Source organism: Ramlibacter sp. GCM10027632 (genome assembly GCF_042675325.1).
Lineage (GTDB): Bacteria > Pseudomonadota > Gammaproteobacteria > Burkholderiales > Burkholderiaceae_C > Ramlibacter.
This window is the reverse complement of record NZ_JBHTGW010000015.1, coordinates 1-12,877: the sequence shown is the minus strand read 5'-3', so window position 1 is coordinate 12,877 and position 12,877 is coordinate 1. Positions and strand designations below refer to the sequence as shown.

The 12,877-nt window shown below is 73.6% G+C and carries 17 protein-coding genes; 7 read left to right on the top strand and 10 right to left on the bottom strand.

Annotated features, from left to right (window positions below; translation table 11 throughout):
• Positions 1-2: 2 nt before the first annotated feature.
• The 7 genes from ACFQZY_RS17950 to ACFQZY_RS17920 all read right to left on the bottom strand — a co-directional run bounded on the left by ACFQZY_RS17950 (position 3) and on the right by ACFQZY_RS17920 (position 5,627).
• The gene (locus ACFQZY_RS17950; protein WP_377418478.1) at positions 3-1,295 is read right to left on the bottom strand and encodes a pilus assembly protein TadG-related protein; all 1,293 of its coding nucleotides are present in this window, start codon (positions 1,293-1,295) and stop codon (positions 3-5) included.
• 78 nt (positions 1,296-1,373) lie between these two features.
• The gene (locus ACFQZY_RS17945) at positions 1,374-1,562 is read right to left on the bottom strand and encodes a Flp family type IVb pilin (protein WP_377418475.1); all 189 of its coding nucleotides are present in this window, start codon (positions 1,560-1,562) and stop codon (positions 1,374-1,376) included.
• Between the two features lie 105 nt (positions 1,563-1,667).
• The gene (locus ACFQZY_RS17940) at positions 1,668-1,943 is read right to left on the bottom strand and encodes a hypothetical protein (RefSeq protein ID WP_377418472.1); all 276 of its coding nucleotides are present in this window, start codon (positions 1,941-1,943) and stop codon (positions 1,668-1,670) included.
• A 16-nt stretch (positions 1,944-1,959) separates the two neighbouring features.
• Positions 1,960-3,627 (bottom strand): type II and III secretion system protein family protein, encoded by a 1,668-nt coding sequence (locus tag ACFQZY_RS17935; RefSeq protein WP_377418469.1) that lies wholly within the window; start codon positions 3,625-3,627, stop codon positions 1,960-1,962.
• 32 nt (positions 3,628-3,659) lie between these two features.
• A complete protein-coding gene (gene cpaB / locus ACFQZY_RS17930; RefSeq protein WP_377418632.1) occupies positions 3,660-4,532 on the bottom strand; it encodes a Flp pilus assembly protein CpaB in 873 nt (290 codons plus the stop codon).
• 27 nt (positions 4,533-4,559) lie between these two features.
• Positions 4,560-5,102: a prepilin peptidase gene (locus tag ACFQZY_RS17925; RefSeq protein ID WP_377418466.1), complete on the bottom strand. Its 543-nt coding sequence runs from the start codon at positions 5,100-5,102 to the stop codon at positions 4,560-4,562.
• Between the two features lie 222 nt (positions 5,103-5,324).
• Positions 5,325-5,627 (bottom strand): PilZ domain-containing protein, encoded by a 303-nt coding sequence (locus ACFQZY_RS17920; RefSeq protein WP_377418463.1) that lies wholly within the window; start codon positions 5,625-5,627, stop codon positions 5,325-5,327.
• A 185-nt stretch (positions 5,628-5,812) separates the two neighbouring features.
• Here ACFQZY_RS17920 and ACFQZY_RS17915 point away from each other — a divergent pair, with 185 nt between their 5' ends.
• Positions 5,813-6,508 carry a LuxR C-terminal-related transcriptional regulator gene (locus ACFQZY_RS17915; protein WP_377418461.1) on the top strand — a complete coding sequence of 232 codons (696 nt, stop codon included), beginning with the start codon at positions 5,813-5,815 and terminating at the stop codon, positions 6,506-6,508.
• Positions 6,509-6,534: 26 nt separating this feature from the next.
• Here the strand turns inward: ACFQZY_RS17915 and ACFQZY_RS17910 are convergent, their stop codons facing one another.
• Both ACFQZY_RS17910 and ACFQZY_RS17905 read right to left on the bottom strand, forming a co-directional pair.
• The gene (locus ACFQZY_RS17910; RefSeq protein WP_377418458.1) at positions 6,535-6,873 is read right to left on the bottom strand and encodes an I78 family peptidase inhibitor; all 339 of its coding nucleotides are present in this window, start codon (positions 6,871-6,873) and stop codon (positions 6,535-6,537) included.
• Positions 6,855-7,043: a 4-oxalocrotonate tautomerase gene (locus ACFQZY_RS17905; protein ID WP_377418455.1), complete on the bottom strand. Its 189-nt coding sequence runs from the start codon at positions 7,041-7,043 to the stop codon at positions 6,855-6,857. The genes ACFQZY_RS17910 and ACFQZY_RS17905 overlap by 19 nt, the downstream gene beginning before the upstream one ends.
• Before the next feature lie 138 nt (positions 7,044-7,181).
• On the opposite strand from ACFQZY_RS17905, the gene ACFQZY_RS17900 reads away from it, so the two are divergent.
• From ACFQZY_RS17900 to ACFQZY_RS17890, 3 genes are all read left to right on the top strand, one after another.
• The gene (locus tag ACFQZY_RS17900; RefSeq protein ID WP_377418452.1) at positions 7,182-8,030 is read left to right on the top strand and encodes a ZIP family metal transporter; all 849 of its coding nucleotides are present in this window, start codon (positions 7,182-7,184) and stop codon (positions 8,028-8,030) included.
• A 154-nt stretch (positions 8,031-8,184) separates the two neighbouring features.
• Entirely contained in the window at positions 8,185-9,132 is a 948-nt protein-coding gene (locus ACFQZY_RS17895) for a hypothetical protein (RefSeq protein ID WP_377418450.1), read from the top strand.
• 26 nt (positions 9,133-9,158) lie between these two features.
• Positions 9,159-9,902: a DUF4142 domain-containing protein gene (locus ACFQZY_RS17890; RefSeq protein WP_377418447.1), complete on the top strand. Its 744-nt coding sequence runs from the start codon at positions 9,159-9,161 to the stop codon at positions 9,900-9,902.
• Positions 9,903-9,963: 61 nt separating this feature from the next.
• On the opposite strand, the gene ACFQZY_RS17885 is transcribed toward ACFQZY_RS17890, so the two are convergent.
• The gene (locus ACFQZY_RS17885; protein ID WP_377418444.1) at positions 9,964-10,971 is read right to left on the bottom strand and encodes a DUF72 domain-containing protein; all 1,008 of its coding nucleotides are present in this window, start codon (positions 10,969-10,971) and stop codon (positions 9,964-9,966) included.
• 97 nt (positions 10,972-11,068) lie between these two features.
• Here ACFQZY_RS17885 and ACFQZY_RS17880 point away from each other — a divergent pair, with 97 nt between their 5' ends.
• The 3 genes from ACFQZY_RS17880 to ACFQZY_RS17870 all read left to right on the top strand — a co-directional run bounded on the left by ACFQZY_RS17880 (position 11,069) and on the right by ACFQZY_RS17870 (position 12,708).
• A complete protein-coding gene (locus ACFQZY_RS17880; protein ID WP_377418441.1) occupies positions 11,069-11,803 on the top strand; it encodes a tyrosine-protein phosphatase in 735 nt (244 codons plus the stop codon).
• An 86-nt stretch (positions 11,804-11,889) separates the two neighbouring features.
• Positions 11,890-12,132 carry a hypothetical protein gene (locus ACFQZY_RS17875; protein ID WP_377418438.1) on the top strand — a complete coding sequence of 81 codons (243 nt, stop codon included), beginning with the start codon at positions 11,890-11,892 and terminating at the stop codon, positions 12,130-12,132.
• Between the two features lie 165 nt (positions 12,133-12,297).
• Positions 12,298-12,708, top strand: a complete 411-nt coding sequence (locus tag ACFQZY_RS17870) for a hypothetical protein (RefSeq protein ID WP_377418435.1) — start codon at positions 12,298-12,300, stop codon at positions 12,706-12,708.
• Positions 12,709-12,877 lie beyond the last annotated feature (169 nt).

Here is a 12,877-nt window from a genome sequence, read left to right as displayed (position 1 = left end):
TCCTAACGCACCAGCACCGGCACCTGCGGCCCGGCGGTGCCGCCGGGGATGCCGTTGGTGGTGCAGGGGCTGTCGATCGCGCCGGCGTTGCCGATGAACTCCAGTGCCACGTCCGTCATCGGAATGGTCATGGGCTGCAGCATCAGCATGCAGGCGTAGTCCTCCACCTTGCCGGGGTAGGTGGTGCTCACGGGAACGATCACCAGGCGCTTGTTCACGCCGTACTTCCAGTGCCCGTCGGCGCCGGCGCCGGGCTCGGCCAACTTGTTGAAGCCGCCGCCGATGGGGCGCTGCGAGATGGTGCTGCAGCTGTTGGCGCCGGTCACCTGGGTGCCGGTGTCGGCGCAGGACGCGAAGCTGGCGCGCTTGGTCTCGAAGTTCGCCGCCGTCGGGTGCGCGCCGGGCGGTACCGGGCCGTCGTAGGCGGCGCGCCCGCTGGGCCAGTTCGCGGTGCTGTAGGCATAGCCGGTCATGTCCGGCTGCATGAAGGGCTGCGAGGGCGAGCCCTGGTTGCGGTAGATGCCGAAGCGGGCGTTCCAGGCGTCGGCGATGGCGTTCTGCACGCCGGGGGTGCCCAGGGGAACGTCCAGGCGGACGTCGCAGTAGCCGCGCAGCAGCTCGCTCTCGGTCGAACTGGCGCTGCTGGTGCCGTCGAGGTTGGCCCAGCCCACGAAGTTGCTGGTCGCGCCCGCGGGGTCGGCCAGCAGCTTGACCCAGTCACCGCGGGTGTAGCCGTAGTCCGGCGCGCCGGCGCCCGTGACCTTGGGCCGCAGCATCAGCGGCACCGGGCAGGTGGTCTGCGCGCTGGTGCGCGTGGCCACCGCGCGGGCGCCGACGTTCTGCGTCGCCGGGCCGGCCTGCGCCTCGCCCAGGAAGGCGTTCATCGCCTGCAGCAGCCACAGGCGCACCGCGGGCTGGGTGTGGCTGCACTCGACGTAGCGCGCCAGGTCCGGCGTGGTAGTGGGGGTCAGGCTGGCGTCGAAGAACTGGAACGAGGCGGCGGTCAGCTGCCCCTTGCCGTCCCAGTTGGCGGACTGCAGGTTCACCCGGTTGGCGTTGCCGGCGGACTGGCCGGCCGACACCGCGCGCGCGATGGCGGTGGGCTGGCCGTCCAGCTCCTGGGCCGCGGCGAGGGCGCAGCTGTCCAGGGCGGTCTGCAACTCGTGCTTGACGATGAACAGCCGGCCCAGGTCCAGCGCGAAACCCATGAAGCCGAGGAGGAACACCAGCGTCAGGCAGACGGTGATGATCACGGCGCCGCGCTGGCGACCGGTCCGGCAGGCAGGAGGCTTCATGGTATGGGAAGGTGGAGGCCGGGGCGGGCCCGGCCCGGGTTGGAAAGGGCAGCGTTCGATCAGGCTGCGGCGCGGGGCTCAGGGGCAGGTCCCGGTGGTCAGGCAGGTGCCGACGTTGGCGACGAAGGTGGCGAAATTGCCGCCGACGCCGTCGAGCGCGACGACCAGTCCGATGGAGACGACGGCGATGATCAACGCGTACTCGATGACCTGCGCGCCGTCGTCCTCGACGGCCAGGTTGCGCAGGAAGGTGATGATGTGGTTCATGGTCTCGGTCCTCGATAGGGGTTCTGTGAAGGCTTTCTCGATGGTTGCGAGGGGTGGGGCGGGCGCAGCTAGGTCATGGCGGCTCTCCTTCCTGGGGGCGCGGCCTCAGCGGCCGCCTGCCTCCGTGTTGCCGATGTGGATCACGTTGGCCACCGGCGGCGGCGACTTGAAGGACTCCTGGTAGCGACCCATGGCCTCGCGCGCGGCGCGGCCGTCCAGGCCCTGCGCGGGCGCTGCCGCCGGCGCGGGGTTGAGGGTCTGCGCGGCGCGCGCCTCGCGCACCGACAGGCCGAAGCGGGCGTCGTAGTTCGGGGTCACCGAGGTGGCGCAGCCGGCGCTGGCGGCGGCCGCGGCCAGCAGGAGGATCGAAGCGGTCTTCATGGCGGTTCTCCTAGGCTCAGGGCTTGGCGGGGCTGTCCTGCGCGGGGGCGGCCGGCGCGGCGGGGGCCTCGCCGGCGTTGCCGAAGATGGCCTGGTGGCGGTCCGGCGCCTGGTGGCGGTCGGTGGGCAGGGCCGTGGGCGCCGGCAGCGGGCGTACCAGGCGCGGGGTCACCACGAACATCAGTTCGGTCTGGTCGGTCTGGAATTCGTTGGAGCGGAACAGGGCACCGAGCACCGGCACCTCGCCCAGGCCGGGGACGCGCTTGAGGGTCTCGTTCAGGTTGTTCTTCACCAGCCCGGCGACCACGAAGCTCTGGCCGTCGCCCAGTTGCACCGTGGTGTCGACGCGGCGCGTGGTCATCGAGGGCAGGATCGCCGTGGCGTTGCCCACGGTGGTGAAGGGTGAGCCGGTCTGCGACAGCTCCGAGGCCTCGGATACCAGCTTGAGGTTGATGCGCCCGCCATCCAGGACGGTGGGCGTGAACTTCAGGCCCACGCCGAATTCCTTCTCCGCCAGCGTGATCGTGGCCAGGCCCAGCGAGTTGTTCTGGGCCACCGGGATGAAGATCTTGCCGCCGGACAGGAAGCTGGCGGTCTGGCCGCTGACGGCGAGGATGTTGGGCTCGGCCAGCACGCGCACGATGCCGTCCTGCTTCTGCAGGTCCAGCCCCAGCAGGGTGGCGCCGCGCGAGGTGGTGGCCACGCCCGCGGAGGCGCCGCCGATGCCGCCGGTGACCGAGGCGCCGGCCGAGCCGCTGATGGCGCCGCCGCCGGTCAGCGGGCTGAAGCGGCCGAAGGCACCGGGCGTCGCGCCCACGATGCCGGAGATGACGTTGGTCGCATTGCCGCTGCTGAAGGCGCGGCTGTAGTCCAGGCCGAAGCGGTCGATGATGTTCTTGCTGACCTCGGCGATCTTCACCTCCAGCATCACCTGGCTGGGGCTGCTCACGCGCATCAGGTTGACCACCTTCTTGCCGTCGCCGTAGGCGGTGGCGACGGTGACGGCCTGGTCCATCGCCATCGCGTCGCTGGCGGTGCCGGTCAGCACGATGGCGTTGTCGGCGCCGCTGACGCGGATCTCGCGCTCGGCGGGCATCAGCTCGCCCAGCTTGGCCTGCAGCGCGGCGGGGTCGATGGTGACGACGATGTCGCGCACCGTGCAGCGGCCCTCGCGGTCCTGCACGATCACGTTGGCCGTGCCGGGGCGGCGGCCCACCACCAGCAGCTCGGTGGGGGACAGCAGGGTGATCTCGGTGTCGGCCACGCCGTCGCTGGTGGCCGGCAGGGGGCGCTCGGTATTGGCGCGGCCGCGGGCGGGCGCCTGCTCCTCCACTTCCACCGGCTGGCCGATCCAGCTGGTCGGGCGGCCCGCGCCGATCAGGCGGGCCGCCGGCGCGCCCAGCGCGATCACCTGCGACTTGCCCAGGGGCACCTGGGCGGCGGGGCCCTGGACCAGGCTGGTGCAGGCGGTGCGCGAGGGCGCCGGGGATGCGGTGGCGGTGGTGGGGGCGGTGCGCGGCCCGGCTGCTGCGGCGCGTGCCGGCGCGGGGGATGCCGCGGGAGCCGGTGCAGGCGCGGGGGCCTGCGCCAGGGCCTGGACGCACCACAGGGCGGGCAGGGCGCCGAGCGCGGCGAGCGCACGGCGGGCGGGAGTCTGCAGGCGTCGCGCAGCGGGATGTGTCATGGTCGTCCTGTCCTTGTCGTTGTTGCCAGGGGTCAGAAGCACGACTGGGTGCGGGTGCCGTGCGAGATCACCTCCACGCAGTCCCGGGCTTCGGCGGCGGGGGCGGGGACCGGCGCGGCGGCGACCCGGGCCGGCGCCGCGGGGCGGGGCCGTGCCGGCGCGGCGGGCGCCGCGGCTGCAGCCACCGGGCGCTGCACGACCTGCTTCAGCGAGAGCAGCTGGTCCCGCGTGATGCCCTGGGTGGCGACCGACTCCTTGTCCAGCTGGTTGCGCAGGACCAGGGACAGCGTGCCCACGCTGCGCGCCAGGTCCAGCTTCTCGGCGTCCTGCGGCGACAGCTCCAGGGTCACGGCACTCACGACCTTGGGCTTGAGGTCGTCGCGGCTGGCCTCCTGGGCCACGGCGAGCACCAGCACCTGCTCGAGAACGGTCAGGCTGATCTGGCTGTCCTTGCCGCCCTGGCGGTCCTGCGGCATGTTGACCATCACGTCCACGTAGTTGCCGGGGAGGGCGAAGCCGGCCACGCCGACCACGTCGTTGACCCGCACGGTCATCGCACGCTTGCCCTCGGCGATCACCGCCGACAGGCCGCCCTGCGTCCCGGCGGGCGCGAGCTTGCGCTCGAGGATCGCGTCGCCGCGGGGGATGGCCACCTTGACCACGCGCTCGCGCAGCTTGGACAGGTCGGCGAATGTGCCGGTGGGCACGGCGCTGGCGGGCCAGGCCACCGTGGTGAGCATCTGCGGGTTGATGCGGCTGCCCAGCTCGATGTCGACCGCGGCCACCACCACCTGCACGGTCTGCGTGCTGCCTCGCTGCGAGATCCAGCGCGAGGCGTAGGCCGCCGCGGCCAGGGCGGTGAGCACCGCCAGCACCAGCAGGGAGAGGGCCTTGATGTTCCGGATGATCATGTTGCCTCCTGGGAGCGTGTTTCACCGCTGCGCCAGCTGGCGCAGCACGAGGAAGGCCAGGGTGCCGGCGAAGATGCTGGCGCCGTAGCGGATGCGGCCGAGGGATGCGGGCGCCGGCGTTGCGGGCCCGGCCTGCGGGCGGGCGGCCGCCTGGCGTGCGGCGGCCCGCAGGGCCAGGTGCAGCAACGCCATCACGCCGCCCGCGATGAACACGAACAGCGTCGTGACCAGCATCGGCTGCGTGCCGAGGAAGGCGCCGGTCATGGCCATCAGCTTCACGTCGCCGGCCCCTGTGGCGCGCAGCAGGTACAGGGGCAGCATCACCGCCAGGCCGGTGGCCAGTCCCGCCAGGCCGGTAGCCAGGCCGGCGCCCGTGCCCAGGCCCTGGCTGGCGCTGAACGCCAGCCCCCAGCCCATGCCGGTGACGGTGAGCCAGTTGGGGATGCGCCCGCTGCGCAGGTCGATCACCGCGGCGAGGGCCAGCAGCGCGATCAGGCCGCCCCATCCCGGGCTGCTGGCCAGGGGCCACAGCGTGGTGGATACGAAGTCGGGCAGGAGGGACATGGCGGTGCGCGGTGAAGGGTCGTTGCGATGGCATTGACTCTAGGAAGCGCCCGCGGCGGCGGCATCAGTCGATCGTCCCGATCGCGATGGGTGGCTTGTCATGGGATGTCATGCCCCGGATCGTCCAGGCAGGGAAGGACATGCGCAGGAGGGCATGCGCAGGCCGCTGCGCCTCGCCCGGCGAGGGCGACGCGATTCACTACTTCGGAAATTTCTTAGAGGTCAGCGGCGACGCGCGCGGCGGCGCGAGGCCACCGGCGTCAGCTCCAGGTCGCGAAGCCGCAGCGCCATGCCGGTGCGCAGCTGGCCCGGCTCGATGCGGACCACCTCGGCATACGCCCGAGCGCCCAGGCCGGCCGCGCCGAATTCGACCTCGAACACCAGAGGCCCCACGAAGCGCAGGCCATTGGGCACATACACGTACAGCCCGCCGGGGCTGACGTCCCGGGTGACCGCCGTGCCCACGCCCTCCACCTCCAGCGGCAGGCGCAGGAAGGTCCTGGGTTCGACGCGGCGTTCGGTCATCGTGCAAGTCTGGTCGGGCCGGGCACGCGTCGACAGGGAGGACGCACCCAGCCGGGGCAGGCTTGTTGTCATAGGTCATTCCGCCGCGAATGCAAGGCGCCAGAAAAATTGCAACAGGCTGTTGACTCGCTCTTCAATATGAATAGCATGAATAGCCCGATCGCTATTGCCAGGTGGGTACGACGATGAGAGAGCTAGCCGGACACCCGTTTCGCGTCATCCTCGTTGCGCCCCAGCTCACATGCTGGGGGCTGGAGCGGCTCATCGAATCGGGCGCGCCCGCCTTCGAGCACCTGGCTTCGGTGGCCCGGCCCGCCGACCTGGAGGACCTGGCGGTCCTGCCCGACGCCGATGCGCTGGTGATGGACCTCGACGGCGTGCCGCCCGAGGGCCTCATCGACCGGATCGCCCGCTGGACCCCGGCGCGCGTGGTGCTGGTCACCGGCTGCCAGGACGAGGCCACGCTGGACCATGCGGTGATCTCGGGCGTGCACGGCATCGTCGGCCGCGACGACGCGCCGCAGGTGCTGCTCAAGGCCCTCGACCGCGTGTGCAGCGGCGAGCTGTGGATCGATCGCGGCGCCACCAGCCGCATCTTCATGGACCTGATGCGCCGCAAGGCGCACGAGAAGAGCGACCCGGAGCTGGCCCGCATCCGCTCGCTCACGCTGCGCGAGCGCGAGATGATCCGCGCCGTCGCCCGGGAAACCGGCGCCCCGGGCAAGGTGATCGCGCAGCACCTGTGCATCAGCGAGCACACCCTGCGCAACCACCTCAGCTCCATCTACGGCAAGCTGGGCCTGAGCAACCGGCTCGAGCTGTTCGCCTTCGCCACCCGCCACCGGCAGGACCTGCTGGACGCGCGCGGCTCGCAGTTCTGAACGCCGGACGCCGGGCGCCGCGGCGTTCAGCCGCAGCTCACCTCGGCGACGCGCCCCTGCGCATCGAGCAGCACCGACAGGCGCGAGTCATTGAATTCCTGGGTGACCATCTGGTCGTGGCCGATCACGCGCAGGATGCGCGCGCCGGCCCGGGCGCGGGCCTGCTCCAGCAGCTCGCGCGTGGCGCGCTGGCCGACGATGGCCTTGACCGCCGGCCCCGCCTCGCAGCGGTTCGGCGGCGTGGCCGCGTGCACGGTCTGGCCGGTGAGCGAGGCCGGTTGCGGCCCGGACGAGGGCGCCTGGGCACAGGCCGGCAGCGCCAGCGCCAGGCCCCAGGCGACGAGGTTCAGGACTTGTCGACCCACAGCTCGCCCCCGGTGGCCCAGTCGTGGCGCTTGATGTCGAACATGAGGATATCGACCGACTCGGGCTTGCTGCCCAGGGTCTCGACCACGGCCTGCGTGAGCGCCTGCGCCAGGGCGCGTTTCTGTTCGACGGTGCGGCCTTCCATGAGTTCGACGCGGAGGGTGGGCATTCGGGGATCCTTTCGGTGCGGGGTTGAGGGAGTCTGCGCGGGGATTATCCGGCGGGCGCCGCGTCCCGGTGTCGGCGGGGCGCCCGACCCGGTTGCTAAGATCGCACCCGGCCCCGCCGACTCACGACAAGAACAACGATGCAATTGATCGCCATCCTCGCCGCCACCCTGTCCGCCGGCATCGGCAGCGTCTGGCTGGCCGCGCTGATGATGCGCCTGGGCGTGCGCAGCGCCGACGATGGCCAGGCCGGCGTCGGCGCCCAGCACCTCCTGAGCCTGGCGGCCGGCGCGCTGCTGGCCACCGCCTTCATGCACCTGCTGCCCGAGGCCTTCGAGGGCGCGGTCGAGGCCCATGTGCTGTTCCCCGTGCTGCTGGTCGGGCTGGTGTTCTTCTTCCTCCTGGACAAGGCCGAACTCTGGCACCACGGCCACGAGCACCACCAAGGCCACGAGGCGCCGTCCCAGGCCCGCGACCATGCCCACGGCGGCCATGGCCACGCCCACCACCACGGTCATGGCCATGACCATGGCGCCCGCTCCGGCGGCTGGACCCTGCTCACGGGCGACAGCGTGCACTGCTTCGGCGACGGCATCCTCATCGCCTCGGCCTTCATGGCCGACCTGCGCCTGGGCGTGGTCGCGGCGCTGTCGGTGCTGGCGCACGAGGTGCCGCACCACATCGGCGACCTGATCGTGCTGGCCCGCACCGGCGGCAGCCGCCGCGCCGCGCTGGTGAAGGTCTCGCTGGCGGGCGCGGTCACGCCGCTGGGCGGCCTGGCCGGCTGGTGGCTGGTGGAGCACCTCCAGGCCTACCTGCCGTTCTTCCTCACGGTCGCCAGCAGCAGCTTCATCTACGTGGCCCTGGCCGACCTGATCCCGCAGCTGCAAAAGCGCCTGGGTGCGCGCGCCACGGTGCTCCAGGTGGCCTGGCTGCTGGCGGGCATCGGCCTCGTCGCGCTGGCCAGCCGCCTCGCCCATTTCCATTGAGGCCGGCGGGCACGCCCTGAGCGGCCCGGCCGAGGCCGGCGCCGGCGCCCGCGCGCGCCGGCTGGCTCGCTTTTCCTACGCCGGGCCCGCCCGCGTCCGACAGGCCCGCCTTGCGGCCGCTGCCTAAGGTGGCGGCTTTCCAAGGAGAGCTTGAATGGCATCACGCGAGTTCGAGGACCGCGAGCGGCACGCGCAGGCCGGTCGCTGGGAGGAGCCCTCACCTGGCCAGGGCCAGGGCCCGGGCCGCGGTCCGGGCGGCTGGAGCGGCGAGCAGCGCCCGGAGGGCCGCCGCGAGGGCGGGCAGGCGCAGGGCGGCATGGGCGCGCCGGGCTCCGGGCGCGGCGGCGAGTTCGGCTCGCCCTCGTCCGGCGGCTACGGCGGTTACGGCGGCGAGGCGCATGGCTATGGCCGCGGCGGCCCCGAGCATGGCGGCGCCGGGCCGGGCCGCGGCGAGTGGGGCGGCGAGCCGGGCCGCGGCGGCGGCTGGGGCAGCACCCAGGGAGCCGGCCTGGGCGGCGGCTACGGCGGCAGCCTGCAGGGCGCGGCCTACGGCAGCGGCCAGCAAGGCAGCTGGGGCGGGGCCCAGGGGCAGCAGGGCGGGCCGGCCTGGGGCGGCTCGCCGGCCGGCGGTGGTCAGGCCGGCCCGGGGGCGGGCGGCTACGGCGGCAGCCACGGCGGGTCGGCGCAGTCCGGCACCTCCACCTACGTCCCGTCCGGCGGTTTGCACGGCGGGCCGGGCGCGGGCCAGGTCGCGCCGCCGCAGGGCGGCATGCCGGGCTACGCGCCGGGACCGGGCCCAGGCCAGGGGCAGGCCCCCTACCTGCACGACCACGACTACCACCAGTGGCGCGAGGAGCAGCTTCGCAACCTCGATGCCGACTACCACCAGTGGCGGCAGGACCGCTATCGCAAGTTCTCCGACGAGTTCAGCACCTGGCGTGCCGCGCGCCAGTCCGGCACGCCCTCGTCCAGCACCGGCGGCAACTTCGGCAGCGCCTCGGCGTCGTCCGGTGCCACGCCGGGCAGCGAGCCTGGCGCCGCGGGCAGCGGCGCCTCCGCCAGCGCGAACCCGGCCTCGAACCCGGCCGGCAAGTCCAAGTGACCCCCACCCCCCTGCCAGGAGATCCCATGAACCGACGCATCACACGAACCTTCTCGGCTGGCGTGCTGGCCCTCGCGCTGGGCGCGGCCTGGGCGCAGTCCGGCTACGGCTCGGGCACCGGCGCCACGGGCGCGGGCAGCACCGGTACCGGTACCGGGGCCGGCGCGGCTGCGCCGACCCCGCCGGCCGTCCAGCCCGGCACGGGCACGCGCAACACGCCGAAGACCGACGCGAAGCTCTCGCGCGGCGACCGCAAGTTCATCGAGGACGCGGCCGCCAGCGGCCAGTTCGAGGTGCAGGCCGCGCAACTCGCCAGCACCCGGGCCACCGACCCCGCGGTGAAGGCGCTGGCCAGCAAGATGGCCGACCACCACGCGAGCGCCAACGGCGAGTTGAACCAGCTCGCCAACAGCCTCGGCCTGGAGCTGCCGCCCGCGCCCAAGCGCGCGATGCGCAACGAGATCGAGAAGCTGGGCAAGAAGACCGGCGCCGATTTCGACCGCGAGTTCGTCCGCGAGGTCGGCGTGAAGGAGCACGAGAAGGACATCAAGGCCTTCCAGAAGGCCGCCAAGGACGTCAAGGATCCCCAGCTCAAGGCCTGGATCGACAAGCAGCTGCCGATGCTGCAGCAGCACCTCGCGGCGGCCCAGAACCTGCCGCAGGCCGGCGCCAAGGCGGCCGACTCGGCCCGCTCGGGCGGGGCCACGCGCAGCATGGGCGGGCCCGGCGGCACGGGGGGCGGCAACGGCGCCAACCGCGGCGGCAGCTGAGGCGATGCGCCAGGGCCTGTCAGCGAATTTCTCGCGGGCCCGGGGAATTTGCTGACAGGCCCTAGGCGCGGCCGGGCCCGGCCGCCGCCGCGCCGCGGTCCGCGTGGCCCGGGTGTCCTGCAGAACTCGCGGCACCCGCGGGGTTCGGCGCCTGCGCTGCCTGCGCTGCCTGCGCAGCGTCCAGCAGCGCCCGCATCTCGCGGGCGCAGACCTGCCCCTGGTCCTCCATGTTGTTGTTGAACAGGACATGGGCGCGCCGCGCCAGCGCCGCCACCTCGCGCAGGGGCGGCACCAGCCCGGCCAGCTCCTCGTGCGAGTACAGGTAGTTGAAGCGGTCCGAGGCCGCGCTGGCGCCCTGGACGTTCCAGGTCGCGGCATTGCGGCCATGCAGGCGCAGCAGCGCCAGGCGCGGGTCGGTCACCGCCCACACCGGGGGCACGCTGTTGTCGAAGCCCTGCGGCGCGTCGACGATGGTGTGGGCCACCTGCAGCGAGCGTTCGAAGTCCAGCGTGGCCTCGTACTGCGCGCCCTCGAACCAGCTGCGGTGGCGGAACTCCACCGACACCAGCTGCCCGCCCATGCGCTCGACGCAGTGGGCCACCTGGGCGCGGCCCTCGCGGGTGTTGCGCACCCAGGGCGCGAACTGGAAGTGCACCGCCACCAGCTTGCCGGCCGCCTGCAGCGGCGCCAGCGCCTCGTGGAAGCGCCGCCACAGCTCGTCGCGGAGCTCGGGCGGCAGCTGACGGTAGTACAGGACCTGCGGTACGCGCGGCCCCAGCGCCTGCCGGATGTCCTTGTGCAGGACCACCGGGGGCGTCTGGTGGCCGGTGAAGAGGCGGAAGGCCTTGACGTTGAACTCGAAGCCCGGCGGGGTGCGCTCGGCCCACAGGCGGGCGTTGGCGGGCGAGGGGATGGCGTAGTAGCTCGAGTCGACCTCCACCAGCGGGAAGCGCGAGGCGTAGAACCGCAGGCGCTCCTCGGCGCTGAGGGTCTTGCGCGGGTAGAAGCGGCCGCAGTCGATGAGGCTCTTGTCCGTCCACGAGGCGGTGCCGACGCGGATGTTGTCCATGGCGCCATTAGAGCGCAAGGCGTGCGTGGGGCGCAGGGGCGGCGGCCGCAACGCGGGCGACACGGGCCGGCCGTGCGGCTGGCCCACAATGGTCCCCATGACCGCCGCGCGTGCCTCCACCCGTTCGCCCACCAACTTCCGTGACCTCAGCGACGCCGTGCACCCGCGCGTGCCGCTGCGCCGCGACACCCTGTTCCGCTCTGACCACCTCGGCCGCCTCACCCCGGGCGACATCGAGCGGCTGCAGGCGCTGCGCCTGGTCCGGGTGATCGACTTCCGCGGCGAGCGCGAGCGCGAGGCCGCCGCCTGCGCGGTGCCGGGCGTGACGGTGCACTCGCTGGCGATCGAGCCCACCATCGTGCAGGTGCTGGCCGACCTGTCCGCGGCCGGCCACCGCCTCACCCCGGCCGACGTGGTGCACCACATGCAGGACACCTACCGGGGCTTCGTGCAGCACAACTCGGCGCGCTTCGCCGAGTTCTTCGGGCTGCTGCTGGCCTCGGGCGAGCCCACGGTGTTCCACTGCACCGCGGGCAAGGACCGCACCGGCTTCGCCGCGGCGCTGCTGCTGCATGCGCTGGGCGCCAGCCGCGAGGAGATCCTGGCCGACTACCTCCTGACCAACCAGCGCCTGCGCCCGCCGCCGGGCATCGGCGGGACGCTCGCGCCCGAGGTCGCGGCGGTGCTGTGGGGCGTGCAGCCGGAGTTCCTGACCGCCGCCTTCGAGGCCGTCGAGGCCGACCACGGCAGCCTCGACGCCTACCTGCGCGAGGCGCTCGGCCTGGGGCCCCGGGAGCACGAGCGCCTGCGCGCGCTGTACCTGCAAGGCTGACGCCTACGCCCTGGCGCGCGGCCGGCCGACGCCGCGCGCTTGCTGCGCGGCGAGCATCGGCAGTCCGGATCGACGAGGAGCGCGCCATGCACCAGCCGCAGGACAACGTCCACGGACAGCCCCATCCCCAGGCGAACGGCCCGGGCGCGGCTCGCGACGACAGCGCCAAGACCACGCCCGCCGCCGACATGCAGCCCGAGGACGCCAGCAGCGTCGATGCGCCCGACGACGAGCCCCGCGCGTCCCCGTCTCCGCCCCCGGCCGCCGCCCCGTCATCGGGGGCGGCGCCGCCGCGCGAAGGTCCTGGCCGCGAGCGCGAGCGGCGCTGATGCGGCGGCCGGGCGCGTGCCGCGGGGCAGCCGAGGGCGCAACGCTCCTACACCGCCCCGCAGCCCGTGCCGACACGGCCGCGGCCGACCTCGACCTACGGTGCCGCGGTCGCCGTCGCGAGGGCGAGGGCGTCGCCTCACCACCATGACCCAAGGAGTGTCCCGATGAAGCAATCCCCCGTCACCCGCGGCGCCGCGCTGGCCGCCGTCCTGGGCGCCTGCCTCGTGCTGTCCGCCTGCAACCGCGGCGGCTCCGACACCACCACCGGCGGCTCGGGCACCCCGGGAGGGGGCACCGCCGGCAGCACCGCCACCTCCCCCGGCAGCACGGGCAGCACGGGCAGCACGGGCAGCACGGGCAGCACGGGCAGCACGGGCAGCACGGGCAGCACGGGCAGCACGGGCAGCACGGGCACGGCAGGTACCTCGGGCGCGGGCGGCACGGCCGGGACTTCGGGCACCACGGGAACGACCCCCGGCGGCGCCACGATGGGCGGCGCCTCGGCCCCCGGCACCTCGATGCCCTCCACTGCCACGGGCACGACCGGCACCACGGGCACCCCGCCGGTGCGCTGAGATGCGCGCGCCTGCCGCCGGCCCGGCCTGGCCGGCCGTGGTCCTGCCCTGCGCGGTGGCAGTCCTCGCGCTGGCGGGCTGCGGCCGCGGCGGCGAGGGCCGCGGGCCGCCCGCCTCCGGCGCCCGCGAGACCGCCGCGCCGCAGCAGCCCGATGCGCGCGCCGGCGAA

What these genes read in the sequence shown, in the direction of transcription:
- ACFQZY_RS17885 (WP_377418444.1), bottom strand. Translation starts at nt 10,971, where the DNA reads ATGGACAACATCCGCGTCGGCACCGCCTCGTGGACGGACAAGAGCCTC.
- ACFQZY_RS17895 (WP_377418450.1), top strand. Translation starts at nt 8,185, where the DNA reads ATGGCATCACGCGAGTTCGAGGACCGCGAGCGGCACGCGCAGGCCGGT.
- ACFQZY_RS17905 (WP_377418455.1), bottom strand. Translation starts at nt 7,043, where the DNA reads ATGCCCACCCTCCGCGTCGAACTCATGGAAGGCCGCACCGTCGAACAG.
- ACFQZY_RS17945 (WP_377418475.1), bottom strand. Translation starts at nt 1,562, where the DNA reads ATGAACCACATCATCACCTTCCTGCGCAACCTGGCCGTCGAGGACGAC.
- ACFQZY_RS17900 (WP_377418452.1), top strand. Translation starts at nt 7,182, where the DNA reads ATGCAATTGATCGCCATCCTCGCCGCCACCCTGTCCGCCGGCATCGGC.
- ACFQZY_RS17940 (WP_377418472.1), bottom strand. Translation starts at nt 1,943, where the DNA reads ATGAAGACCGCTTCGATCCTCCTGCTGGCCGCGGCCGCCGCCAGCGCC.
- ACFQZY_RS17950 (WP_377418478.1), bottom strand. Translation starts at nt 1,295, where the DNA reads ATGAAGCCTCCTGCCTGCCGGACCGGTCGCCAGCGCGGCGCCGTGATC.
- ACFQZY_RS17880 (WP_377418441.1), top strand. Translation starts at nt 11,069, where the DNA reads ATGACCGCCGCGCGTGCCTCCACCCGTTCGCCCACCAACTTCCGTGAC.
- ACFQZY_RS17870 (WP_377418435.1), top strand. Translation starts at nt 12,298, where the DNA reads ATGAAGCAATCCCCCGTCACCCGCGGCGCCGCGCTGGCCGCCGTCCTG.
- ACFQZY_RS17920 (WP_377418463.1), bottom strand. Translation starts at nt 5,627, where the DNA reads ATGACCGAACGCCGCGTCGAACCCAGGACCTTCCTGCGCCTGCCGCTG.
- ACFQZY_RS17925 (WP_377418466.1), bottom strand. Translation starts at nt 5,102, where the DNA reads ATGTCCCTCCTGCCCGACTTCGTATCCACCACGCTGTGGCCCCTGGCC.
- ACFQZY_RS17915 (WP_377418461.1), top strand. Translation starts at nt 5,813, where the DNA reads ATGAGAGAGCTAGCCGGACACCCGTTTCGCGTCATCCTCGTTGCGCCC.
- ACFQZY_RS17875 (WP_377418438.1), top strand. Translation starts at nt 11,890, where the DNA reads ATGCACCAGCCGCAGGACAACGTCCACGGACAGCCCCATCCCCAGGCG.
- ACFQZY_RS17935 (WP_377418469.1), bottom strand. Translation starts at nt 3,627, where the DNA reads ATGACACATCCCGCTGCGCGACGCCTGCAGACTCCCGCCCGCCGTGCG.
- ACFQZY_RS17890 (WP_377418447.1), top strand. Translation starts at nt 9,159, where the DNA reads ATGAACCGACGCATCACACGAACCTTCTCGGCTGGCGTGCTGGCCCTC.